Source organism: Rhodanobacteraceae bacterium, from assembly GCA_024234055.1.
Taxonomy (GTDB): domain Bacteria; phylum Pseudomonadota; class Gammaproteobacteria; order Xanthomonadales; family SZUA-5; genus JADKFD01.
The window spans coordinates 334597-358096 of sequence record JACKOW010000003.1 but is presented as its reverse complement, the minus strand read 5'-3'; the positions used below and the strand labels follow the sequence as shown (position 1 = coordinate 358096).

General features: G+C 64.4%; 20 protein-coding genes, 1 tRNA gene and 1 pseudogene. 12 read left to right on the top strand and 10 right to left on the bottom strand.

What is annotated here, in order from left to right:
• Positions 1-328 precede the first annotated feature (328 nt).
• Positions 329-2479 carry a hypothetical protein gene (locus H7A19_08905; GenBank protein MCP5474944.1) on the bottom strand — a complete coding sequence of 717 codons (2151 nt, stop codon included), beginning with the start codon at positions 2477-2479 and terminating at the stop codon, positions 329-331.
• 112 nt (positions 2480-2591) lie between these two features.
• Here H7A19_08905 and H7A19_08900 point away from each other — a divergent pair, with 112 nt between their 5' ends.
• Together H7A19_08900 and H7A19_08895 are read left to right on the top strand one after the other, a co-directional pair.
• Positions 2592-2990, top strand: a complete 399-nt coding sequence (locus tag H7A19_08900; protein ID MCP5474943.1) for an XRE family transcriptional regulator — start codon at positions 2592-2594, stop codon at positions 2988-2990.
• A 205-nt stretch (positions 2991-3195) separates the two neighbouring features.
• Complete coding sequence (locus tag H7A19_08895; protein ID MCP5474942.1) at positions 3196-3963, top strand: hypothetical protein; 768 nt, start codon at positions 3196-3198, stop codon at positions 3961-3963.
• Between the two features lie 72 nt (positions 3964-4035).
• On the opposite strand, the gene H7A19_08890 is transcribed toward H7A19_08895, so the two are convergent.
• The 4 genes from H7A19_08890 to H7A19_08875 all read right to left on the bottom strand — a co-directional run bounded on the left by H7A19_08890 (position 4036) and on the right by H7A19_08875 (position 6991).
• Positions 4036-4602: a hypothetical protein gene (locus H7A19_08890; protein ID MCP5474941.1), complete on the bottom strand. Its 567-nt coding sequence runs from the start codon at positions 4600-4602 to the stop codon at positions 4036-4038.
• On the bottom strand, positions 4596-4919 hold the full coding sequence (locus H7A19_08885; protein MCP5474940.1) for a hypothetical protein: 324 nt from the start codon (positions 4917-4919) through the stop codon (positions 4596-4598). The genes H7A19_08890 and H7A19_08885 overlap by 7 nt, the downstream gene beginning before the upstream one ends.
• Before the next feature lie 216 nt (positions 4920-5135).
• Positions 5136-5212, bottom strand: a tRNA-Arg gene (locus H7A19_08880).
• A gap of 330 nt (positions 5213-5542) precedes the next feature.
• On the bottom strand, positions 5543-6991 hold the full coding sequence (locus H7A19_08875; GenBank protein MCP5474939.1) for an amino acid permease: 1449 nt from the start codon (positions 6989-6991) through the stop codon (positions 5543-5545).
• A 173-nt stretch (positions 6992-7164) separates the two neighbouring features.
• Between H7A19_08875 and H7A19_08870 the strand changes: the two genes are divergently transcribed.
• The 3 genes and pseudogenes from H7A19_08870 (at position 7165) to H7A19_08860 (ending at position 11445) form a co-directional block, all read left to right on the top strand.
• Positions 7165-7731, top strand: a complete 567-nt coding sequence (locus tag H7A19_08870; GenBank protein ID MCP5474938.1) for an NUDIX hydrolase — start codon at positions 7165-7167, stop codon at positions 7729-7731.
• Positions 7732-7843: 112 nt separating this feature from the next.
• Positions 7844-8770 carry a histone deacetylase family protein gene (locus H7A19_08865; protein ID MCP5474937.1) on the top strand — a complete coding sequence of 309 codons (927 nt, stop codon included), beginning with the start codon at positions 7844-7846 and terminating at the stop codon, positions 8768-8770.
• A gap of 16 nt (positions 8771-8786) precedes the next feature.
• Positions 8787-11445: pseudogene (locus H7A19_08860) on the top strand (bifunctional acetate--CoA ligase family protein/GNAT family N-acetyltransferase).
• Between the two features lie 265 nt (positions 11446-11710).
• Here H7A19_08860 and ccsA read toward each other — a convergent pair.
• Positions 11711-12508 (bottom strand): cytochrome c biogenesis protein CcsA, encoded by a 798-nt coding sequence (gene ccsA / locus H7A19_08855; protein ID MCP5474936.1) that lies wholly within the window; start codon positions 12506-12508, stop codon positions 11711-11713.
• 147 nt (positions 12509-12655) lie between these two features.
• On the opposite strand from ccsA, the gene ffh reads away from it, so the two are divergent.
• Together ffh and H7A19_08845 are read left to right on the top strand one after the other, a co-directional pair.
• Entirely contained in the window at positions 12656-14041 is a 1386-nt protein-coding gene (gene ffh / locus H7A19_08850) for a signal recognition particle protein (protein ID MCP5474935.1), read from the top strand.
• Between the two features lie 51 nt (positions 14042-14092).
• Positions 14093-14848 carry a hypothetical protein gene (locus H7A19_08845; protein ID MCP5474934.1) on the top strand — a complete coding sequence of 252 codons (756 nt, stop codon included), beginning with the start codon at positions 14093-14095 and terminating at the stop codon, positions 14846-14848.
• 167 nt (positions 14849-15015) lie between these two features.
• Here H7A19_08845 and H7A19_08840 read toward each other — a convergent pair whose 3' ends face one another.
• From H7A19_08840 to H7A19_08830, 3 genes are all read right to left on the bottom strand, one after another.
• On the bottom strand, positions 15016-16122 hold the full coding sequence (locus H7A19_08840) for a hypothetical protein (protein ID MCP5474933.1): 1107 nt from the start codon (positions 16120-16122) through the stop codon (positions 15016-15018).
• Between the two features lie 69 nt (positions 16123-16191).
• The gene (locus H7A19_08835) at positions 16192-16686 is read right to left on the bottom strand and encodes a pilin (GenBank protein ID MCP5474932.1); all 495 of its coding nucleotides are present in this window, start codon (positions 16684-16686) and stop codon (positions 16192-16194) included.
• On the bottom strand, positions 16628-17245 hold the full coding sequence (locus tag H7A19_08830) for a hypothetical protein (GenBank protein ID MCP5474931.1): 618 nt from the start codon (positions 17243-17245) through the stop codon (positions 16628-16630). Before H7A19_08830 ends, H7A19_08835 begins: the two co-directional genes overlap by 59 nt.
• Positions 17246-17662: 417 nt before the next feature.
• On the opposite strand from H7A19_08830, the gene H7A19_08825 reads away from it, so the two are divergent.
• From H7A19_08825 to H7A19_08815, 3 genes are all read left to right on the top strand, one after another.
• Complete coding sequence (locus H7A19_08825; protein MCP5474930.1) at positions 17663-18313, top strand: FMN-binding negative transcriptional regulator; 651 nt, start codon at positions 17663-17665, stop codon at positions 18311-18313.
• A gap of 304 nt (positions 18314-18617) precedes the next feature.
• Positions 18618-19277 carry a hypothetical protein gene (locus H7A19_08820; GenBank protein ID MCP5474929.1) on the top strand — a complete coding sequence of 220 codons (660 nt, stop codon included), beginning with the start codon at positions 18618-18620 and terminating at the stop codon, positions 19275-19277.
• A gap of 87 nt (positions 19278-19364) precedes the next feature.
• Positions 19365-19820, top strand: a complete 456-nt coding sequence (locus H7A19_08815) for an IS110 family transposase (protein ID MCP5474928.1) — start codon at positions 19365-19367, stop codon at positions 19818-19820.
• 229 nt (positions 19821-20049) lie between these two features.
• Here H7A19_08815 and H7A19_08810 read toward each other — a convergent pair whose 3' ends face one another.
• Complete coding sequence (locus H7A19_08810; GenBank protein ID MCP5474927.1) at positions 20050-20298, bottom strand: hypothetical protein; 249 nt, start codon at positions 20296-20298, stop codon at positions 20050-20052.
• Positions 20299-20526: 228 nt separating this feature from the next.
• On the opposite strand from H7A19_08810, the gene H7A19_08805 reads away from it, so the two are divergent.
• Both H7A19_08805 and H7A19_08800 read left to right on the top strand, forming a co-directional pair.
• Positions 20527-20742: a WYL domain-containing protein gene (locus H7A19_08805; GenBank protein ID MCP5474926.1), complete on the top strand. Its 216-nt coding sequence runs from the start codon at positions 20527-20529 to the stop codon at positions 20740-20742.
• Between the two features lie 697 nt (positions 20743-21439).
• Positions 21440-23368 (top strand): PQQ-binding-like beta-propeller repeat protein, encoded by a 1929-nt coding sequence (locus H7A19_08800; GenBank protein ID MCP5474925.1) that lies wholly within the window; start codon positions 21440-21442, stop codon positions 23366-23368.
• Positions 23369-23500 lie beyond the last annotated feature (132 nt).

The window sequence follows — 23500 nt, the reverse complement described above, 5'->3', positions numbered from 1 at the left end:
AGCGTGGCAATGTCACCGATTTCGCCTTGGGCAGCGCATGCGATGTCGGTAGTGGTGCAAGGCTATGGATTGCAAAAGCTTGTGGGTCGAAGCGAAGGTCTGGATGCCATGCGCAAGAGCCTGGGTACACGATTCAGCAAATCGCCCGGGGCGACACCGGAGGCGCACTAGCCCGCCTGAGGTTTCGCCCGATGCCCGCTGACGTCGGCGCCACGTACACCGCTGCGCGGCCAACGTGACCTATGTCGCTGACGGACGACAAGCCGCCACAAGGCAGTTTTCTCGAGCGCAGGGGTTGGCGCCACCGGAAGCCTGGTTGCAAGGATCTTCAGGGATTCTCAAAGCCGTCGACATGCAGCCGGTCCAGATCGGTGTCGAAGGCGCCGTTCGTCGTGGCCAGCAGCAGGCGTGTGCCAGCGATACTCAAGTCCCGGGTGCGGTTGATGCCGACCAGCCCAGCACCGAAGGGCGCGAACGATTCGCCCTTGTCGTCTGACCGCAGCACCCAGGGCGCATCCTGCAGCGATAGATATAGCCGATTGGTGTCAATCGGATCGCAGGCTATGCCGGTGGTGACCGGCCCGGTCCAGCCCGTGGCGTCCCAGCTGGCCCCATCCGCGCTGCGATAGACCCGCGCGCTGGCGAGGAAGCTGGTCCATACGGCGAGCATGAACTGGTTGTCCGCCCTCAGGCACACGCGCCCAAGACGTGCGAAGCCGGGCAGTCCCTGCAACGCTGGCAGCCAATCGAGACCGCTGTTGGTGGAGCGCAACGCGCCACCCTGCTGTGGATCCGTATAACCGTCGACAACGGCAACGGCAGTGCCGCCGCTGCGCATCTGCAGGCCGCGGACGGTGTCGCCGGACTGCGCCTCAAAGCGCTTGCTCCAACTGGCGCCGGCATCCTCGGAGCGCCATATCGTCGCCTCGTAGCCTTGGACATTGCCCGAATCGGCGCCGCCGATCAGGATCGCCTGCGGATTGTCCGGATCGAAAGCAATCGCGAGGATGTTGGTTTCGAAGAACGGGCCCTGATCGGGTCCCAGCGGCGTCCAGATGCCATTGCCCTCGCGTCGATAAAGGCCCTCGGTGGCTACCGAAGTCGGACCGGTCGACGCGGCATACAGCCTGCCGTCTGGCGCAAAGCCGACCGCTTCGTATCGCGTGGGCGGCAGCGGCTCCAGGATCCAGTTGGCTCCGCCGTCGATCGAGGTGTACACACCACCATTGTTCTCACCAGAGAAGGAAGCCGCGATCTCCTCCGGATTCAGAGGGTTGCTCTGGATGGCAGTCATATTCAGCTCGCTCATGCCGGCCGACGAAATGACGAAGCTTGCGCCGGCGTTCAGCGAACGCAGCACGCCGGTGGAACTGGCGCCCAGCAACACGTGCGTTGAGCTGCCCGGTGCGAAGCGTACCGCTCGCGTGAACAATCCGGCGGTGGATCCGATCTCCGTCTGCCAGCTCTGGCCACCGTTGATGGAACGATTGACCCCATGGCTGGATGTGGCCACGAGTATCACGGCCGGATTGCTCGGGTCGATGGCTATTGACTCCGCTGCAAGCTCCGGCCAGCTTCCGTCATGCACAGGTGTCCATTGCAGACCGAGGTTGGTCGTAGCGTAGAGGCCCACGAACTGCGAGCCGAACAGCCGACCTCCGCCAACCAGGAATCGGCTGCCGTCGTGGACGACAGTGTTGATCGGGCTGTTGGGCAAGCCGGCACTGCGATCCGCCCATTGCTCGCCGCCATCGGTCGAAACCCAAACCGCGCCGCCAAAAAACTCACCCTTGAACGTAGCCATGACTGTATTGGGGTTTGCAGGGTCGACGGCGATCCCGCTCGCGTAAAGGGGCGCCGTCAGCGCTGGAGTGCGATTCGACCAGCTACCGCCCGCGTTGGTGGAGCGCAAAAGTACTATGGGCTGATTTCCGTTCGGATTCGCCAGTGCCAACCAGATGGTCTGGGGAACGGTTGGAACCAGCGTGACATCCAGCACCACTTGGTTCACGCCAATTCCAAGATCAATCAGGCTCCAGTGCTGACCATGGTCGAAGCTGCGCAAGAGCCCACCGTTGGTTCCGATGTACGCGGTGCCATCGACAGCGAACTCAATATCGTTGACACCCACACCGGCGGGATACGCCAGCCTTGTCCAGTTGGCGCCGTCGTCGGTCGAGCGATAGAGGGCTCCAGGACCACTGGCGGGCGAGAGCCCAGCCAGAACTACACCAGGCGCAACCGGCGATGCCGCAACATCGGCCACATCGCCACCGTTTGGACCCAGCCCCCGCCATGAGCCGGTAGCGAGCGCGGCCCGCGGCGGTGTATCGGCCGTGGTTGCCGACGACGGCCGCGTCGCGCGGTGACCCTGCTCGTCGAGCATTCTGGTGTCGTTGCTGCCGCTCGCGTCAGCAACGCCGCCGATCAGCGCAAGGACGGCCACACAAGGCCATTGCCAAAGGCATGAATGCATCATCGCAGCTCGCTCCGTTGGGCAAGCTGCCCGGGGCGTGGAGTCTGGCGGAATACCCTTGAGCAAGTACTCGTGTCGTGGGCGCCGCAGTTTCATCGCCAGTGGGAGCGGCAGAATGATTCCGCAACCGAAGGTGTCTGCCATGATGCGCGGCGACTTCACCAACCTGTCCGCGCACAAGCTGATGGACTGCTTGAACCGTCTGGGCTACGACATCGAAATCAACGTTCGGCCGTCGGTCGAGCCGATCGGGCATCTAACGCTCTCTACGGCCCGACTGAAGGCCTCGCCACAGATCGAAGCTAGAAACCCAGCGACATTGGATGACGACATTGGACCATCGACAACATTGGATAGTCACGCGACATTGGACAGCCCGATAGCTTGTGCTGAGCGCAGCGAACCGCAACATTCGGGTTCGGTGGCGCCTTCGCGTTGGGGTTCGCTGCGCTCACCGCCAACCTATGGAGCTGGCGGCGAATGCACGCATGCAGGATGCGGCTTGGTCGATTGATCAGGCGGCGGCGTCCGCTGGCGAAATGTTCCTGTCGAGTGCGGTTCTGGCCGGGAGTTCCTGGGTGCGCGAGTTCGAACTGGCTGGCATATGATTTCATCGACTTCAGCGGAAATGCGGGCTGTTGGACCAGTGAGGTGAGAATGACGAAGGTTTGTGGGCCGGACGGCGAGGGGATGACGCTCAGTTCCAGCGGAGGGTCGGAATGAGCGGGCATGCTGATGATTCTCGTATCGAGTGCGCTGCGCATGGCAGTTCGCAGGGGGCTTTCGTCTGCCAGCATCTCACGGTCGGCAGCGGGCTCGGATTCAATCAGGGCTTTGATCCGGATGATCCGGATGCGCTGTGTCCAGACGCCTGGTGTGACGCCTGCGAGCAGTGCCTGCAGGCCGAGGGCGAGTGGAATGATCGTGCGATGGCATTCGCTGAGATCAAGATGATCTGCAGTCATTGCTACGAGAATCTGCGGGAAGACAACTGGATCCAGGATGACGAGGGCTATGAGGAGCTAGCGGCCTCCGGTTTCGAGTATCTGCAGGCCAGGCAGTCCGAACTCATGGACGAGTTCCGGATCGACCAACACGAACGTTGGGACTGGGATCAGACGTCCGGAAAGATCGTGTTTTCCCACCAGGGTGTCCCGCAGGTAGACGCTGATATCCACTTCGTCGGGTCGGTGTCGACGGTGTCCGGAACCTGGATGTGGGCCTGGGCCAACAGCTCGCTGGAGGAATCGGTCAAGGCCCTGTCCAGATCGTTGCGAGAGCTGGGTGAGGAGCCGGGTTATCTCAGGCTCGCTGCTGCCCATTGGTCGGCGACCGAGGAAGACGGCTGGGAAATGACCGCCATCGCAGCGAAGGCTCTGGACGCCAGCGGCGCCTATCGAACCGGTGACGACAACGGATACACCTACATGATCCTCAAGAACGTGCGTTGGATCAGGCCGCAACCGGGCCACGGCTCCAGGCACTGAAGGCTTGCTGGCGCGGGCGCACGGGCCCGCGCTGCCTGGCTTGTCGCTATCCAGACCAAGGGACTGCGGAAATTACCGAGATGGCGGGCCCGGCCGGGCCCTCACCGCCAACGCTACCGCCAGCTCGATCTTGTGGCGGATGTCGGCGGGGTTGCCGATGTAGGCCGTGGCTGCTTCGCGGGCGCGCTGGGCGATGGCGGCTGCGTCCGTCAGGCCGGCCTGCACCAGGCTGGTGATGTCTTCGCGATCCACGTCGGCGAATCGGGCGATCTTGCTGACGGCCAGGTCCACAGGCGAGAGCAATCGCAGATCGATGTGGTCTACTCCGAGTTCCACCGGAACGGCGTCGCGTTGGTAGTTTTCGTGCACCAGTGCAAACATCGGGTTGAAGTTGGTGTCGAAGTAGACCGGTTCTTCGCCTTCGATCTCGACCGCGAGATCCGAGGGCAGCAGGACGCGAGTGCCGAACTCGGCATGAAGATCGCGCGACACGCGCTTGCCGACGTAGAAATAAACCGCCATTCCGCCTGCGAGGTAGACCTTGAGTGTTTGCCGTAGCCCCAGTCTCTCCACGAGTCGGGAAAACAGTTCGCGGACGGCGACGCCCACGGGCGTTGCAGGAACGCGGACGGTCACGATGCCGTCAGGCGTTGCAACAGGCGTGACTTGAAGCGCGGCAGGTCCACGATCAGACCGCTGCGCAATAGCTCAGTGAGTGGCAATGGCGGCGCGAAGTGCGTGCTGCGGACCTTTTCAGCGGCCGTGGTAAGGGCCTGCGCGGCGTCGGGAAGCCGGTGTTGCAGCAGGGAGGCGGCCAGGGCAAGGATCGGCGCGTCGGTCGGCTGCAGTGCTTCCACCTCACCGCGGGCGATGGCGACGCAGCGTGCCAGCATGGCGGCCTCGCGCTCACGCGCGGGCGACGTCGAACGGGAAGGCAGAGGGGCGGCGTAGTCCAAGGAAGCGCCTGGGGTCATGAGCTGCAAGGCATCGTAGGCGTCTGGGGGCGCGCGGCAAGTCGCCCGCCTGGGGTGATCGCGGGACGCGGCCGGCGCTGGGGCTCGCACGAAACAGCGGAAACCGTCGCCAGCAAGTCTTGGCAACGCGCCTGCTCCGGCTTTGCCGTGGACAGGGCAACGCGAGCTGGCTGCTCGCCATCCAGGCTGATTCAGGAATGGCGGGCCCGGAGGGACTCGAACCCCCGACCACCTGGTTCGAAGCCAGGTGCTCTATCCAGCTGAGCTACGGACCCGCTCGCCGCGGAGCATACAACAAGGCGCGCTGCGTGGGAGTTCCGGTCGCCCCTGGCGGTGGGCTTGTTCGCCCGGAAAAAAGGGGCAAGGGGCAGGGGGCAGGGGACCCACGTCGCGGCACGGTCAGATCATGCGTCGAGGTTGGACTCCTGCCCCCCGACGCATGCTCCTTCTTTTCCATGACTATAAATCAATGGGTTAGCGTATGTTCGGTGAGAAGTAGGTCACGTTGACCCGCAGGGTCTACGTGACAGCTGCGTCAGTCACACGGCCGCTTCGCGACCAACGTGACCTGCGTCACGCGGTCCTTGAGGGTCCGGGCAGCAGGATCAACTCGGCTTGTTGCCCGTCGCCAGCTCGCTGCGCTTCATGCTGTAGCCGAAGTAGACCACCAGGCCGATGACTGCCCAGCCGAAGAACAGGCTGATGGTCTCCCAGCCCAGGCTGACGAACAGCGTGACGCAGCCGATCATGGCCAGCGGGCCTACCACCCAGATCAGGGGCGTGCGGAAGGGGCGGAAGCGGTCGGGCTGGGTCTTGCGCAGCACCATGACGCCCAGCGCCACCACGAAGAAAGCGAACAGCGTGCCGGAATTGGAGATGTCAGCCAGGATGGCGACGGGGAACATCGCCGCAAACAGTGACACGGCAACGCCGGTGATGATCGTCACCACGTGCGGCGTGTGGAACTTCTCGTGCACCTTGGAGAACATTTGCGGCATCAGGCCGTCGCGGGACATCACGAACAGGATGCGGGTCTGGCCGTAGATCATCATCAGGATGACCGAGGGCAGGGCGACCACGGCGGCCATCGCCACCCAGTTGCCCACCTTGCCGTAGCCAATTTCTCGCAGGACGAAGGCGAGCGGTTCCTTGGACTGTGACAGCGCGCCGCCGGGCTGTGCGCCGACCGCACCCGCGGCGGCGTAGGCCACCAGCAGATAGAACACGGTGCAGACCGCAAGCGAGGCAATCAGACCGATGGGGACATTGCGATTGGGGTTCTTGGTTTCTTCGGCGGCGGTCGATACCGCATCGAAGCCGACGTAGGCAAAGAAGATCGATGCTGCAGCGCCAAGCACACCCACTGACGACAAGGGCGTGCCCCAGCCGTTCGGCGTCAGCGGGACAAAATTGGCGGTGTTGACCGCGGGCAGGGCGAGCACCACGAACACCGTCAGCGCGGTGATCTTGATGGCCACCAGTACCGCGTTGACCTTGGCGCTCTTGGAGGTGCCGATCACCAGCAGCCAGGTGACCACCAGGGCAATCAGGAAGGCCAGCAGGTTGAAGGCGCCCTTGGCCGTGGTGCCATCAGCCAGCGTGACCGTATCCGCCGGTCCCGCCGTCAGCGCCAGTGGCAGGCCGAATCCCACTTCCCTCAGTACGCCATTGATATAGCCCGACCAGCCTACCGCCACTGCACCGGCGGCCACGGCGTACTCGAGGATCAGCGCCCAGCCGACTAGCCAGGCGATGAATTCGCCAAGCACCGCGTAGGAGTAGGTGTAGGCGGATCCGGAAACCGGCACCATGGCGGCGATTTCGGCGTAGACCAAAGCCGTCAGCGCGCACACCACTGCGGCAATGACGAAGGAGAACATCATGCCGGGACCCGCCTTGTCGGCGGCCACCGAGGTCAGCACGAAAATCCCCGTACCAATGATCGCGCCGATGCCGAGCATGGTCAGCTGGAAGGCACCCAGCTGGCGCTTCAGGCTTTTCTTGGCAGCGGTTTCCAGAATCTGATCAAGCGGCTTGACGCGCCAGAAGATCATGTCGTGCTCCAGCAGGTGGGATTGGACGGGCGCTCGTCAGCCCCGCTCATGGCTGGGTGCCGTCGATGCCGCGTGGGCAGGGGCCACGGTATCGCCTCCGATTGACCGTCGGACGATGATCCCGGGGACTGTGGCGGCGCTAACATACGGCAGCACTGGAGTGTGCAGCAAGCGTGAAGGAGTGGCGGTTGTCTACAGTTCTGAGTACAAAGGTGATCGACCTGCTGCAGGCCTTCGGGCCGGCCCGCCCGGAGGCGCTGGAGGTGACGCGCGAGTTCCTGGCATTTGCCCGGAGTGGCGATGATGTCTTCCTGCGTACGCGCCTGGACGGGCATTTCACGGCCTCGTGCTGGTTGCTGTCGGCCGACGGTCAGCGGGTGCTGCTGACTCATCACCGCAAGCTCGGGCGCTGGTTGCAGCTGGGCGGTCATGCCGATGGCGATCCTGACCTGGCGGCCGTGGCCCTGCGCGAGGCCGAGGAGGAATCCGGGCTTGGCGATCTCAAGATCGAGCCCGCCATCTTCGATCTGGACGCGCATCGCATTCCGGCTCGCGGGCCTGAGCCCGAACACACGCACTGGGACGTGCGCTTCGTGTTGCATTGCACCGGCAGCGAGGATTTTCAGGTGTCGGAGGAATCGCTGGCGCTGGCCTGGGTGCCGGTGGCGCAGGTGCTGGACGATCCGGCGATGGATCCTTCGCTGCAGCGCATGGCGCGGCTTTGGCAGCGGCGCACTTGAGCAGGCTCAAGGTGCGCAAATGGCGCTATCTGCATGCTCAATACGGCTACGGGCTTGCGGCGAGGTCAATCGCCGCTAGTCTTGTCCGCATACCAACGCTTCGGAGTCTGAGTTGACCCTGGCCTACATCTCCCACCCCGATTGTCTGCGCCATGACATGGGGCCGCATCATCCGGAATGCCCGGCTCGATTGCGCGCCATCGAAGATCGTCTGGCGGCTGCCGGCGTCATGGATTGGCTGCGGCACATCGAGGCGCCGGAGGTCAGTCCGCTGGTGCTGCGGCATGCGCACGATGCGCTGTATCTGGCCGAACTGAACGCGACCTCGCCCGGCGAGGGCTACGCCCATGTCGACCCCGACACCTTCATGAATGCCTACACGTTGCGCGCTGCGCGCCGCGCTGCCGGCGCGGTGGTGCGCGCTGTCGACGGCATCATGGCCGGTGAGTTCGACCGCGCCTTCTGCGCGGTGCGCCCGCCCGGCCACCATGCGATCCGAAACGAGGCCATGGGTTTCTGCTTCTACAACAATGCCGCCATCGGCGTGCTGCATGCGCTGGAGGAACATGGTCTGGCGCGGGTGGCCCTGGTCGATTTCGACGTTCATCACGGCAATGGCAGCGAAGACATCCTGGCCAATGACGAACGCGTGCTGATGGTGTCCACCTTCCAGCACCCGCTGTATCCGGCCAGCGGCACCGAGCCGCTGGGCTTCAACATGGTCAATGTGCCCCTGCCACCCTACAGCGATGGCAGCGCCATGCGCGGGGCCGTGAGTCGCGACTGGCTGCCGGCGCTGGAGCGTTTTCAGCCGCAGCTGATCGTGATTTCGGCGGGCTTCGATGCCCACCGTGATGACGACATGTCGCAGCTGCGCTGGGTGGAATCCGACTATGCCTGGGTCACCGAGCAGATCGTCGAGGTGGCTGAGCGCCACGCTCGCGGCCGCATCGTGTCCACGCTGGAGGGCGGCTACGATCTGCCCTCGCTGGCCCGCAGCGTGCTGGCGCATGTGCGCGTGCTCGGTGGCTTTGAATGAGCGCAGTGCCGGCCTAGTGGACAAGCATGCGCTGAGCCGATTGTTTGATCCGCAGCGGGTTTGGGTGGTGCACGCCCTGGCCGGTGCCGAGCTGCAGCAGGTCAAGGCGGCGATGGCCGACTGGATCGCCGACGGCCGGGCCCGCCTGGACGAACTCAGCCCCGGCCTGCTGGCGGCTGAGGCTGCGCCGATCGCCGCGGAGGTGGTCTGGCTGCTGATGGATGCCGACCAGGCCGCAGCACTGATGCCGCGGCTGGGCGCCTGGCAGCTGCGGCTGGCACTGCATACCGGAAGGTGCGGGTCTGCTGTCTCCATCGATAGGCTGCTGGAGGCGGCCCGCGAGCACGGGGTGCGCCTGCTGGGGCCGGATTCGATCGGCCTGCAGCGTCCGCGGCATGGCTTGAACCTGAGTCTGCTGGGTCCGATGCCACCGCCGGGCAGTGTGGCTTTTCTGGCGCAATCGGGATCGCTGGCAGCCTCGACCATGGATTGGGCGCTGGACCAGGGTGTGGGTTTTTCGCTGGTGGCCACGGTCGGCGCCCAGCGTGATATCGACATGGCCGAGGTGCTCGATTTCCTGGCCGCCGATCTGGCCACCGAGAGCATCGTCATCTATCTGGAAGGCGTGCGCGAGCCGCGCAGTTTCCTCTCGGCCTTGCGCGCGGTAGCCACGATCAAGCCGGTGGTGGTGCTGAAGGCCGGGCGTTTCCCGGGAACCGCGGCCGCCGCGCAGACCCATTCGCGGGCGCTGGTGGGCGAGGACGATGTCTTCGATGCCGCGCTGCGCCGGGCCGGCGCCGTGCGCGTGCGCTTTTTCGTGCAGCTGTTCTCGGCGGTCAAGTGCCTGGCCTCGCGTTATCGGCCCAGCGGTCGGCGGCTGGCCATTGTCGCCAACGGCGGTGGCCCGGGCGTGCTTGCCGCCGACTGGGCACTGGAATCCGGGTTGGCCCTGGCCACGCTGGGCGCGGATACGGCGCGGCAGTTGCTGACGCTCAGCCCCGAAGCGACCATCACCACGCCAGTCGACCTCGGCGAGCGCGCCGACGCAGCGACCTTTGGCGCAGCGGTGGCCGCCGTGATGAAAGACCCGGCCGTGGATGGCGTGCTGGCCTTGCATGCGCCCAAGGCTGATTCCGATCCGCTGGCCTACGCGCAAAGCCTGATGGCCTTGCACGAAGGTGCGCAGAAGCCGCTGATTGCCTGCTGGCTGGGCGATCGCCGGGTGCTGGAATCGCGGGCGCTGCTCTCGCATGCCGGTATCCCCACCTTCCGCACGCCCGAGCCGGCGGTGGATGCCTTCGGCAATCTGGCCAGCTTCTATCGCAATCAGCAACTGCGCTGGCAGACGCCGCCAGCGCTGACCGAGGGCAAGTGGCCGGATCTGGACAGCGCGCGACTACTGTTGGCAGACGTGTCGGGGCAGGGAAGGGCGCTGTTGTCGGAAATGGAATCCAAGGCGTTGTTGGCGGCCTTCCACATTCCCGTGGCTCACACCCAGCTTAGTCGCAGCCCGCAGGAAGCCACGCTGATCGCCCAGCAGATCGGCTATCCGGTGGTGCTGAAGATCAGTTCGCCGGACATCACCCACAAATCCGATGTGGATGGCGTGGCGCTCGATATCCGCGGCGCAAGGCAACTGCAGCTGGCCTGGCAGACGATGATGGATGGCGTGCGTGCCCGGGCGCCCGAGGCGCAGATCGACGGGATCGCGGTGGAACCGATGGTGTCCTCGCGGCATGCGCGCGAGCTTTACGTGGGCGTGGTCACCGATGCCTTGTTCGGCCCGGTGCTGCTCTTCGGTGCCGGCGGGCGGGCCATCGAGGTCTATGCCGACAAGGCCATGGAGCTGCCGCCGCTGAACCGCTTTCTGGCGCGACGACTGATCGAGCGCAGCCGCGCTGCGCGCATGCTGGGTGAGTGGCGTGGCGCGGCTGCTGCCAACATCGATGCCGTCGAACAGCTGCTGCTGCGGGTGTCGGAACTGGTCTGCGAGTTTCCCGAGATTGCCGAGATCGATCTCAATCCGCTGATTGTCGACGAGCGTGGCGTCAGCGTGGTCGATGCCCGGATTCTGCTCAAGCCCTCGTACCAGCCGGGAATCCTGCCCTATGGGCACATGGCCATCATGCCTTATCCCACGGCCCTGGAACGCGAGGGCCTGATGCGACGACGGCAGCGCGTGGCGCCTGCGGGCCATCCGCCCGGAAGATGCCGAGGCGCTGCAGGAATTCGTGCGCTCGATGTCGGAAGAAACCCGCTACTTCCGCTTTGTCGCCAGCGTCAAGGAACTGGCGCCGAGGCAGTTGGCGCGCTACACCCAGATCGACTACTGGCGGGAAATGGCGCTGGTGGCCGAAGTCGACCGCGGGCCTGTCGAGTCATCAGCACCGGCAGCACCCACGCGCATCGCCGGTGTCGCCCGCTACATGCTCAACCCCGACATGCACAGCTGCGAGTTCGCCATCGCCATCGGCGACGACTGGCAGGGACAGGGCCTGGGCGTGCAGCTGATGCAGGCGCTGATCGACGTCGCCCGCGAGCGCGGCCTCAAGCACATGGAGGGCATGGTGCTGGCGGAAAACCGCAAGATGCAGAAGATGATGCGCAAGCTGGGCTTCAGCGTGCGCATCGATCCGGACGATGCCGCCATGGTGCTGGTGTCGCTGGCGTTGTGAGTCCGTGCTGTTGCAGGGGTGGACGGCCCCGCCCACGGGCCGGCCTTTGTAGCCCGAACTGCGCGCAGCGCTGTTCGGGAGGTGACGCGGAAGAGCCCCGCTGAGCCGCTGCGCGGCACAACGGGCTACGCGCTGTTGGCTCTTGTGGAGGGCGCCTGCGCTGCGGCGCCGCTTTGCTCCAATCGAAGATCAACAGCCCCGCTGAGCCGCTGCGCGGCACAACGGGCTACGCGCTGTTGGCTCATGTGGAGGGCGCCTGCGCCGCCTATCGCCCGAGCACGATTTCCAGCACGAACTTGCTGCCGAAGAAGGCCAGCAGCAGCACCAGCATGCCGACCAGCGTCCAGTTGACCGCGGTGCGACCGCGCCAGCCGAATTTCCAGCGCCCGAAGATCAGGCCACCGAAGACCACCCAGGCCAGCAGTGTCAGCACCGTCTTGTGGACCAGGTGCTGGGCCATCCAGTCGTCGATGAACAGCGCGCCGCTGAGCACGGTCAGCGTGAGCATGGCGAATCCGGCGACGATGTACTGGAACAGCAGTTCTTCCATCGCCGACAGCGGCGGCAGCGCGCGCAGCGTGGCCGAGAAATGCTTGCGCCGCAGCGCCCCTTCCTGCCAGGCCACCACCAACGCCTGCAGCGCGGCAATGCTGAGCAGGGCATAGGCCGACAGCGCGATCACCACATGCAATCGGATCTGCCAGCCGGAAATGGCATCGGCCGGCGGAGCCTGACTCAGCGCCGCGGCCACCGCGGCCAGCAGGGCGATCGGCCAGATCATGGCCAGCAGTACCCGGGCCCGGTTTCGGGCACTGGTCACGGTCATCACCGTGGCCATGGCCCAGGACACCAGCGACAGCGCATGGAAGAAATTGGTGCTCAGCGGCTGGCCGGCCATGGCCGGCAGGAAGATCAGCCCGGCATGGGCGATCAGCGCGACGACACCGGCACCCAGCGCCAGCCACGCGGGCTCGCGGCGCACGCCGAAGGCGTCGAGCAGCAGCAGGGTGGAACCGGCGGCGTAGCCGAGCACCACGATGGTCAGCAGGATGGTTTCAAGCATGGTCTGATCATCGCATAGCCACGGCGTGGCGGGCATCCGGCCTTCAGAAAGCTTGAATGCCACGACGCCCGCCTGGCGGCGAATGCTTCCGGCGCGGGGCAGAAGTCCGTAGAGTGCGCGTCCTCAGTGATTGCTGGTTCCTGCGCCATGTTCGAAAACCTGTCCAAACGCCTGTCCGATACCGTCAACCGACTGCGTGGCCGCGGCCGATTGTCCGAAGGCAATATCCGCGAAGCCCTGCGCGAGGTGCGCATTGCCCTGCTGGAGGCCGATGTGGCCTTGCCGGTGGTGCAGGCGCTGATGGAGCGGGTCAAGGCGCGCGCGGTGGGTCAGGAGGTGATGCAGAGCCTGACGCCGGGTCAGACCCTGATCAAGATCGTGCGCGACGAGCTGGTCGCGGTCATGGGCTCGCAGAACGAAGAGCTGAACCTGAATTGCCCGGCACCGGCCGTGGTGCTCATGGCCGGCCTGCAGGGCTCGGGCAAGACCACCACCACCGGCAAGCTGGCCAAGCTGCTGCACGAGCGCCGCAAGAAGAAGGTCATGGTGGTCAGCTGCGACGTCTACCGTCCTGCCGCCATCGAGCAGCTGAAGACCGTGGCCGCCCAGGTTGGCGCCGAGTGGTTTGCCAGCACCCCGGATCAGAAGCCGCTGGCCATCGCCCGCGCCGCGCTGGATGCTGCCCGCAAGCAGCTGATCGACGTGCTGATCGTCGATACCGCCGGTCGCCTGGCCATCGACGAAGCCATGATGGCCGAAGTGGCCGAGCTCAATCAGGCCCTGAGCCCGATCGAGACCCTGTTCGTGGTCGACAGCATGACCGGTCAGGACGCCGCCAACACCGCCAAGGCCTTTGCCGATGCGCTGCCGTTGACCGGCGTGATCCTGACCAAGACCGATGGCGATGCCCGCGGCGGCGCCGCCCTGTCGGTGCGCTACCTCACCGGTCGCCCGATCAAGTTCCTGGGTGCCGGCGAAAAGATGGACGCGCTGGAACCCTTCCATCCGGATCGCGTGGCCTCGCGCATCCTCGGCATGGGCGATGTGCTGTCGCTGATCGAGGATGTCACCCGCAAGGCTGATCAGGATTCGGTGGAAAAGCTGGCCGCCAAGATGACCAGCGGCAAGCGCTTTGACCTCAACGACATGCGCGAGCAGTTGCTGCAGATGCAGAACATGGGCGGCATGGCGCAGCTGATGGACAAGCTGCCGATGATGCCGAAGATGGGCGATACCGCCGCCGCTGGTGCCATGGGCGACAAGGAAATGCGCAAGATGGTGGCGATCATCAATTCGATGACCCCCAAGGAACGGCGCTTTCCGGATCTGCTCAACGGCTCGCGCAAGGTCCGCGTGGCCCGTGGATCGGGCACTCATCCCTCCGACATCAACCGACTGATGAAGCAGTACATGATGATGGAAAAGATGATGAAGAAGATGTCCGGCGGCGGCATCAAGGGCATGCTCCGCGCCCTCAAGGGTGGCATGGGCGGCGGCATGCCGCCGGGCTTGGGCGGTGGTCCGAGGCGCTGAGTGCTGCTGCGCGTGCTGCACTGAATCAGGGTGGAAAGCGTCAATCTTGCCGTGAAGATCGCACTGGTGGCGCTCGGATTGATCGCCACGCTGAGCGCCTGGATTCGCTCCCGTCAGCGCTATCGCAAGCTTGAATATCTGGCTCACTCCCATGCTGCGGGCGCGCCGTGGCGGTGGCGGGCGCCCGATCAAAGTGCCGAGCTGCAGCATCGTGACGGTCAGTCCGGTGCCCGATTGCGTGTGGAACAAACTGATCACGCCAGCGTTCTGCATCTGCCGGTGCGCAAGTTGTTCATCGAGTCTGTGGGTCGCGGTCTGGGTCTGATGCTGGCCGGCATGATGGCCTTTGCAATGGTGAGCAGAGCCTGGGGCATCGCCTTTGGCACCCTGGAGCCCCTGTTTCTGTTCGAGTGGGTGCCGGGCATGCTGATCATCGGCATGGGCGTGGCGCTGCAGTTTTTCGGCAGCAGGGTTGCTCGCATCGAGCGATCGCCTGAATCACTCGTGCTGGCCGTTGATATCGCCTTCCGCATGCGCTGGCACTACCGCATCAGGCGCGAGAGCGGACCTGAATTCCAGGGCAAGCCGCAAAGCCTGTTCGGTCTCGATCGGGGACAGGATATGCCGGATTATTTCCTGCGCATTCGGCATCGACGGCGCGGATGGTTTCCACGCACGCTGAAACTGCTTCTGTCGGTCAATCAGACTCAGGGCGATTGGATCGTGGGCGGTCTCCAGGACTGGACACGAGCCACCCGTTCCGAACTGACTCCCCCGACCGGCCATGAACCACCCGCTGGCCCGTAGGAGCGACCTTGCGTCGCGACTGCTCTGCCCAGCGAACAGCCCTGCTGAGCCGCTGCGCGGCACAACGGGCTACTGTAGCCCGAACTGCGCGCAGCGCTGTCCGGGCGGTGACGCGGAAGAGCCCCGCTGAGCCGCTCCGCGGCACAACGGGCTACGAACAGCCCCGCTTACCCTGCGATCAGATCCCGTAGCTGGAACAGGGCCCAGAAGCCCACCACCAACAGGATACAACTGAGCATCAGGCCAAGCAGGAAGCCAAGCCCGATCGCCCCGCGGCGTCTGTCCACGGCCGAATGAACGACGATGGGCAGCATCCCCGCGGCCGCCACGACCAGACAGGCGAAGCCGATGGCCAGCAGCGAGAATGCCCAGTTCATGACCACTGCAAGCGCACCGCTGTCATCCCAGACGTCGGCCTTCTTGCCACTGAGGATCGCCCCGCCAGAGGAGATGGCCCACATCCAGGCTGTCCCGATCCAGGTATATCGCCACCATTTCTTCAAGGTCGCCGGGCTCAACAGCACCTTGAAGCGCTGCGTCAGGCTGAGTTGAGCGTGTGCCTCCAGATCTGCAGGACTCTCCTCGGCCACCTGCGGCAGCTTGGCCACCTTGCGTTCAATCCGTTTGCGACGGCTGAGCGCGTTGATCCAGGGGTGATCCAGCAAGCGTTTGCGTTTGCGCAGGAATTTGGGCCGATGCACAAAGGCATTACTGGCGGCGCCCTGCAGCAGCAACACCGTGCCATAGAAGGCAAGCCAGGATTCCGGGATCTGCGTCGAGCCCAACAGTATCGGCGTTCCCAGGACCGTCAGGGCCAGGATCGCCTCCAGCACAGTGCCACGATCCTGCAAGACCGCCTGAGTCTGTTGCAGCGCCAGTTCCGCGTCTTCGTTGCCAGACCACCGAGGCGCCAGCCAGGCGATGGTGATCCAGATCAGCATGGGCACCATCACCGCCCACTCCACCTCGAAGCCAAAGTGCAGCAAAGCCAACAGCGCCAGTATCGATACGATCAGCCAGATGACCTTCCGGCGATTTCGTGGGGACGGATCAGCCAGCGCCTTGGCACGCACCGAGGCAATGGCCATCGCCAGCCCTTCGGCGACCAACAGCAACACCAGCGCCGAACCGGTGCCGGCCGGGAACCACTGCGGAAAGCAGGCATAGAGGGTATAGATCAGCGCACCAACTGCCGGCCATGCGGCCGCGACGAGTGGTTTTCGCCAGGCTCCACCGTCACCGCGCGCTGTGCCTTGTTCCTCGGTGGTTTCCATGTGTCCTGAGTTCCCTCGATGCGATGCGGGCGAGTAGCGCCGTGCCTCTGATGCGCGCGCTGACGCGCCTCAGGGGCAATTCTGCGATCGAAGCTCCATCGGAATGTCCACTGCCGAGCAGCTCCAGTACACGTCAACCCAGTCGCCCGACGCCTCGGAGCGGGGCGTCAGCACGATGGATTTCCCCACCAGCTCGGCCGGTTCATCAAAATGGATCGTGATGACGCCGCCCGGGCCGATGCTGACCGGAAATTGCGGTGAGGATTCTGCGATGCCCGCTTGCGCATTGCTCTCCGGCCAAGTGCCTTCCGAGTTGAAGTACTCGGCAACCGCAGTCCTTGCGGACGCAGCGAGCGAGGGGGCTTCCCGCACCCGGGTTGCCGCATCGGTCTTGGTCGCGGTGTTCTGATCTGCGTCTGGATCCGGAGATGTGCTTGCCGTCACGTCCGCGTCGCTGGCACATCTCATGTATCGATCCACCACCATCTGCCAGGTGGCGTCCGGGTCAAAATCCGCCACCAGTCCGTTGATGCCTTCCTGGCTCCAGGGCTGAAACGCCTGCATGCCGTGCTGGATCATGTAGTCCGGGTGGTAGGCAGGTGGGCCCAGGGCCGCGCAGTTGGGCGCAGAATTGCAGATTTGCGTCAGGAGAGCTGAAGAAGACGTTAAGCTGTTCCTGGATCAACGTCTTGTCAGCCTCACTGAAGGGTTCAAAGCTTGATAGCTTCAGGACTTCCAATCCCTGATGGGCCGTTCTGTCGGCTACTCTGTCGATGTCGTAACGTCCATAGGCCAAAGCCAGCCGGAACAAGCCCGCGCCATGGGCGCCGTCGCCAGCCTGGAAGCAGGCAACCGATCCCTTGAACAGATCAGCGGGTGAGTAGACATTTTTCACCTGCGCCATATCGACGCAGCCGATATCGAAGGTCGACTGCAAATTGCCGGCTGTGGTGATAGTGGTCACGCCACCTTCGGTGCTGACTTCGATGCCAGGCGCCTGCGCGGCTTGCGGCTGCGCTTGATCGGGTGCCATCGGCGGCTGCGCCGGGTCTGGCACCCCTGTGTCTGAGCAGGCTGACAGGGCCAGAAGAGCCATCAGGGAATAACAGGTCGCAGCTTTCATCGGTTTGCCTCGCGTCGTCGTATCCAGATGCTGCACACCCTGTCACACGGCGGGTCGGCGGCCTTGGGTAAAGACCGCGGCAACGCGGCGTTTCGGAACCCATGCGCTGGCCCAGCATTCGCGACCCCAATGACGTGCCGTCAATGGTATTCGAGGCTTTGTGGAAGGCGTTTCCGTCGCCGAGAATAGCGCACAGGCCAACCCGGACCACGACCTCGTTGATCATTGATGGAGACGGTCTCAGATTGTCCCCGGAGGTTTTTCGGGAATGCCTGCCGCCATTGGACATGGCTGTGGGAGCGGATTCTTTCCGCGATCTCGGCTGATGTATGCCGGGGTCCGGATATCGCGGCTGAAGCTGCTCCCACCGATGGCCGGCATACAATCTGACAGCCGTGAGTCCGACCCGGAACAGTCATGTACTTGCCAAAGCATTTTGAACAGGCCGATGCGCAGGCGCTTGCCGAGTCGATCCGCGGTTTTCCGCTCGCCACGCTGATCCATGTCGGCGCGCACGGGCCGGACGCCAACCACATTCCCCTGCGCCTGCGAAGGGTCGGTGAGGCCACGCATCTGGTCGGTCATGTCGCCCGCGCCAACCCCTTGTGGCGCGAGGCCGACGGGCAAGCGGTACTGGCCATCTTCCATGGCCCGCAGGCCTATGTCAGCCCGCAGTGGTATCCCAGCAAGGCCGTGGACGGCAGGGCCGTGCCGACCTGGAATTACTCGGTGGTGCACGCTCATGGCCGTCTGCAGGCGATCGATGATCCGATCTGGCTGCGGCAGCTGTTGGAGGAGTTGAGCGCGGAGCACGAGGCGTTTCAGCCTCGCCCGTGGCGGCTGGACGAGGCGCCGCCGGATTACATCGACCGTCAGCTCCGCGCCATCGTCGGCATCGACCTGCGCGTGGATCGATTGATCGGCAAGGACAAGTTGCACCAGAACCACCCTGAACCGAATCAACGGGGCGTGGTGGCCGGACTTTCAGCGCGCGATCAATCGCCCGCGCAAGCGGTGGCGGCGCAGATGCAGGCGCGGCTGCAGGAGGCTGGCGAGGTTCAGGGATAACAGCGCCGGCACCCGGACGGGAACTGAGCGCGCCTCAATCAATCCTTGATGTCACCGACGGGCGCCGACTGCTCCGCCGGACCCATCCATTCCCTCGTGCGGTCCTCGCGTCCGCCAGCCCCAACGACCGTCGTCAGCAACCCAACGATGAGACTGGCCGGCCCAACACTGCGGCTCGCTTCCACGCACACATGCGCGGGCGGTCATTGATCGGCACCACATTGCCGCCACGCCACCCGTAGATGCCATGAGGGCCGTGGACGCGAGATCCTCTGCGGTGCCGAAACCTCAAGGAGCTACGCTGATGTCCACGACCCTCGCTGCAAACGCTACCACTTTCAACATCACGCTTCCGGTGCTGTGCGTGGCGATCGAGTTGTCGATGAAGAAGTGGAAGATCGGGATTTTGGGGCGGTTCGAACGCAACCCCTCGGTGCATGAGATTACGGGTGACGACTGGACCGCGCTGCTGGCGCTGATTGACCGGGCGAAGCAGCGACTGGGTCTGCCGCCGGAGACGCGGGTGCTGGCGTGCTTCGAGGCTGGCCGTCACGGCCACTATCCGTATCGCATGCTCAAGAGGTTGGGGATCGATGTGCATGAGTGGGCGAGCAATGCGATCGAGAAGCCATCGCGCAAGCAGGCCAAGACCGACCGGTTGGACGTGCGCCGACTGGTGTTGCAATTGCGTCGCACGCTCGATGAAGACGTGGACAAGTACGCGATCAACGTGCCGCCGGCAGACGTCGAAATGGCGCGGCGGCGGCATCGCGAACGCGATCACTGGGTGAAGGTGAAGACGCAGCACGAGTTGCGCTGGGAATCGCTGCTGGTGAGCCTGGGCGCGACCTTGGTCAAGCCAAGCCGAGCACCCAGGTTGAGCGGATCAAGGACTGCTTTGGGGAGGCGTTGCCGGAGTCGATTCAAGCTGAGCTCAAGCGTTTGCAGGAACACATATTGCTGACGAGGAAGCAGATTCGCGCGGTGGAAGCGGAGCAGATCTCATCGCTGAAGAAGCGCGCGCGCCGGCGAGGTTGTGGAGCACGCCCGGATGGTGGAGCAGGTGTGGCAGCTGATGGGATTGGTGGGTGTGGGCGTGCATACGGCCTGGCCGGTGGTGTTCGAAGCCTTCGGTTGGCGCGGCTTCAAGAACCGGCGTCAGGTCGGCGGTTTCATGGGTTTGACCGGAACCCCGTTCGAGTCCGGCAATTCAAGCCATGAGCAGGGAATCAGCAAATGCGGGCCGCCTAATCTGCGAGCGATGATGGTGGAACTGGCGTGGCGCTGGATCCGCCACCAGCCGGACACCGACTTAACGCGCTGGTTTCAAGAGAAATTCGGCGTCGGCAAGGCCTCGCGCAAGCGCGGCATCGTGGCCTTGGCGCGGCGGCTGTCGATCCTGCTCTGGCGGTACCTGGAGTACGGTGTGATCCCGGAAGGCGTACGCCTGAAGGAGGTGCGGATGCCGAGCATGGGCGAAGCTGCGCAGCTGCAGATGGCGGCTTGAATTAAGCCACAGAACCCGAAAACGCGAGAACGAACGCAACAGAAACGCGACCAGTCAACATCAGCAAGGCGGGCGCCCGTACCCGGCCTGGGTGGTTCAAGACCACCGTTCTTGTAGATGGGGCGCCCTTGGATCGGCAGCTTTCGCAACAGCGAAAACGGCAAAAGGTGATCCGCAGTGAGTGGACACGAATAGAAGGTGGTCCAGCGAAAACTGGCTCTTCGACCGATCACTTGAGGATGACGGCAGGATCGCCGCAACGACAACGGAAGTTCATGTAACGGAAAGCAAAACGAGCCGCAGATTCCTTGACGTTCGGAAAGCCCTCATAGAAGGCCGGGTCCTCGCGTCCGCGAGCCTCAAGTCGGCCGCACATCCCCACACGCGAGGCGCCCGGCGCATTTCCCACACCCACATTGCCGCCACGCCACCAGAAGGCCGGGTGCTCGCGTCCGCCAACCCCAACGTGGCCGCTCACCCCATACGCGAGGCGCCCGGCGCTTTCCCACTCCCACATTGCCCAGGCGCCATCCCAACGGCAACATCCTCACACCCACCGCACGCAACCCCGCCCCATGGAACGCACCGAACGCATCGCCCTGTTGCACGGCTTGCTGAGTCGAAATCGCTACGGATTGAGCAATGACCGCCTGATGCAGGAAGCCCAGCGCTCGCGCTCCGCTTCAGCCCCCACGCCGCGCGCTGGATAGCCGACGAACACTCGCACCCCGCCCAACGCCAGCGACAACTACCCCACGGCAGCCTGGAACTCACCATCCCCTACGCCCAGCCCCGCGAACTGCTGATGGACATCCAACGGTACGGCGCCGACGCCGAAATCCTCGCCCCACCCGAGCTGCGCCAGCAGATGCGGGAGATGCTGGCAGCGGCGCTGGCGAACTGTCCCCAGCCAGCCAAGTAGAGTAGGGCGAGCCGCCACCCGGGATCGCCGAGTTGCACTCGGCGCTCTTGCTTCACCCAGTCCCTCTGGGATCGCCGAGTTGCACACGGCGATCTTGCTTCTCCGAGCCCAGCCACCACCGACACACCAACGGCGTAGCCGCTGCCCTGACACGGCTACACCGGAAGGCGGAAAAGCCAAAAGCTGCCGAGTACAACTCGGCGATCCCAGCCGCCCCCGGTATCGCCAATTTGCACTCTGTGCTGTCGCTTCCCGCCCCTCTCGCCATCAACCTCACAGGCGGATCCCACCGCCCACACCCCTAGCCGAGCGAGATTCCCCATCGACGGTGAGGCAGTGGCGGGAGGGCTCCCACGGTCTGTCATGCAGAAGCGGGCGAACAGTCCAACCACCCCGGCCCTTTAGGCTTCTTCCAAAGAGCCGATCGGGACCATACAAGCGGACTCTGTCCGCGATGCTCACGCCGGTTGAAGAGCATCGCCGGCGGAGCCCACTCCCACGGGTTGACGACGACAGCTTGCCGGTAGGCGCATCAACGCGGAGTACGCAGAGGGTCGGCACTCGCGACAAGTCCTAAGACAATGTATCGTAATGTTACTCAAAGGTCGCGGCGCGCGGCCATTCCCTTCATCGAGGATCCATGCGCACTCTTGCTCTTCTGTGTCTTCTCCCGCTGCCCTGTCTGGCGCAGCCGCTGTTGCCGAAGCTCGTGGCCACTCAGCCGCGCCTGTCGCTGTCACCGGACTACATCGGTTTCGACATCCAGAGTCGCTGTGGAAGCGACTGGATGTTCTTCTACAACGGCGAGTGGGCCTGCGTCCGGCATGTGGGCAACCGGGTCACGGTCACTGACGCGGGCCGGTACTCGGGTCCCACGTCGCTGTCGTTTTGGCAAAGGCTGGTCCGTGGTCCCATTGCAGGCGACAACAAGGTCTACATGGCGACCACCAACCCGTTCTTCTCCACCAATCCGGTTGCCGCCATTGATCCCATGACCGGCGCACGCTCCGAATTCGCGCTCACCTCGGCCTTGCCTTCCGACCCGGTGTTCTATGCCCAGCTGCCGGGTGACCCGAACCCGACGATGATTGGCATCACCTCGGGGTCCTCGGCATTGATCACGCTTCCCGGCGGTCTGCAGCCGCCTTTCCAGACGTTGGCGACCACCAATATCAAGACGGTAGTCAGCGGACAGTTCGATGCGGATGGCGCATCGGAATTGGGTTGGCTGGCGCCGGGCACCGGCCTCTTGCGCTTTCGCGACGCGTCGACCCTGATCGACGAGCCGTGGACGCCGCTTGGTACCTTCACCGAAGCGCGCCCAGCCTGGAGCGGCGATTGGGACGGCGATGGCCACGATGAAATCGCCATGGCGACCGCTGCAAACGGAGCGCTGGCGCTGCTCGATCCCGACATGGGCGGTTCCTACCGTGAGCCGGCGCTGCCGATGCCGGATATCTATCGAGCGTTGGGCCTGCTCGACTGGACTGCAGCAGGATCACGAGAACTGGTCGCACTGGGTAACGACCATGTCGCCGTGGTGGATCCGCGCAGCGGGGCGGTGCTGCGGGACCAGTCACTCGCCCCGGGGGGCGTGGGTCGAGTCATCGCGAAGGCGCTGGACTGGGACAATGACGGCGACCAGGACCTGCTGTGGTTCGATCAAGGGTCGATGCGTCTGCTGCGAAATCCCGAGGGCGCCAGCGTACTCCAGTGGAGCCATGGCGAGAGTCACGCACTCGGCTATTTTCAGGCGCAAGGCGAGCAGCAATTGGTCGTTGTCATCGAGGCGGGCGGGGACTTGCTCATCCGTCGGCTGAATCCACGCACCCTGTCGACCATCACCGAGATTGTCGTTCCCAACCTGCCCTTCCCTTCGCCCGGAAATGTGCAGTCTCCGGAATTCCTGCTGGGCGATTTCCATTCCTCCCCGGGCCCGGAAATCCTGCGGATATCGAGCACCCTGCTCCGCGCCTTTGCGCTGGATGGCACTCAGTTGTGGGAACGGGCCGCCAGCACGAACAGCGAGTACAGCTTTGTGCAGCTGTCAGACAGCGAGTGCGCCGGCATCGATTGTCCGCCGCTGGCGGTGCAGGAGCGCAGCACTACCGGCAACTCGATCGTCCAACGCGTGCTCAACGGGCAGGATGGCAGCGTTTTCTGGAGTTCGAGTCCCAGCAATCAATCCCAGGCGCTGCGCGCCCTGACCCAGCTGTCCGGTGACAGCTATCCGGAACTCGTCGTTCATGCCGAGCAGCGTTTGCGCGCGATCGATGCCCGCACCGGCCAGATTGTGTGGGATGTTCCGATGAATTCGGTCCAAGACGTCCGGGCGGTGCGCCGAAACGGCAATCGCCTTGCAGTGATGCTGCAGGATTCGACGCTGGTGCTCCTCGACATCAACGGCAGCGAACTGAACCGTCGACAGCTCAGCCTCAATGGCTCGTGCGAGTCCCTGTGTCGCTTGAGCTATCTCGCGCGACCCGCCGAAGCCGGGGATTGGATCGTCACTGGGAGCCGACCGCAGTACATGGCCGTGCGCGACGATCTGTCAGGCGAAGTCACATCGGTCGACGACTCGCTGCAGACTTTCCTGTCCTGCAGGTTGCCTCGCCGACACTGCTGAATGGCGTGCGCGACAACGAGGTCAGGGCCTGGGAACTGGTGGATCAGCTCTTCGGCAACGGCTTTGAGGAGTAGGGGCGAGAGCTGGCGGGAGTCGACTTGAAGACCACCGCATTGGTCGCGATGACTGGGC

Excerpts from the sequence above, each read along its gene's own strand:
- H7A19_08825 (MCP5474930.1), top strand. The coding sequence starts at position 17,663 with ATGTACTTGCCAAAGCATTTTGAACAGGCCGATGCGCAGGCGCTTGCC.
- H7A19_08815 (MCP5474928.1), top strand. The coding sequence starts at position 19,365 with ATGGTGGAGCAGGTGTGGCAGCTGATGGGATTGGTGGGTGTGGGCGTG.
- ccsA (MCP5474936.1), bottom strand. The coding sequence starts at position 12,508 with ATGCTTGAAACCATCCTGCTGACCATCGTGGTGCTCGGCTACGCCGCC.
- ffh (MCP5474935.1), top strand. The coding sequence starts at position 12,656 with ATGTTCGAAAACCTGTCCAAACGCCTGTCCGATACCGTCAACCGACTG.
- H7A19_08900 (MCP5474943.1), top strand. The coding sequence starts at position 2,592 with ATGATTCCGCAACCGAAGGTGTCTGCCATGATGCGCGGCGACTTCACC.
- H7A19_08835 (MCP5474932.1), bottom strand. The coding sequence starts at position 16,686 with ATGCAGGCGTTTCAGCCCTGGAGCCAGGAAGGCATCAACGGACTGGTG.
- H7A19_08840 (MCP5474933.1), bottom strand. The coding sequence starts at position 16,122 with ATGGAAACCACCGAGGAACAAGGCACAGCGCGCGGTGACGGTGGAGCC.
- H7A19_08905 (MCP5474944.1), bottom strand. The coding sequence starts at position 2,479 with ATGATGCATTCATGCCTTTGGCAATGGCCTTGTGTGGCCGTCCTTGCG.
- H7A19_08875 (MCP5474939.1), bottom strand. The coding sequence starts at position 6,991 with ATGATCTTCTGGCGCGTCAAGCCGCTTGATCAGATTCTGGAAACCGCT.
- H7A19_08895 (MCP5474942.1), top strand. The coding sequence starts at position 3,196 with ATGAGCGGGCATGCTGATGATTCTCGTATCGAGTGCGCTGCGCATGGC.
- H7A19_08820 (MCP5474929.1), top strand. The coding sequence starts at position 18,618 with ATGTCCACGACCCTCGCTGCAAACGCTACCACTTTCAACATCACGCTT.
- H7A19_08830 (MCP5474931.1), bottom strand. The coding sequence starts at position 17,245 with ATGAAAGCTGCGACCTGTTATTCCCTGATGGCTCTTCTGGCCCTGTCA.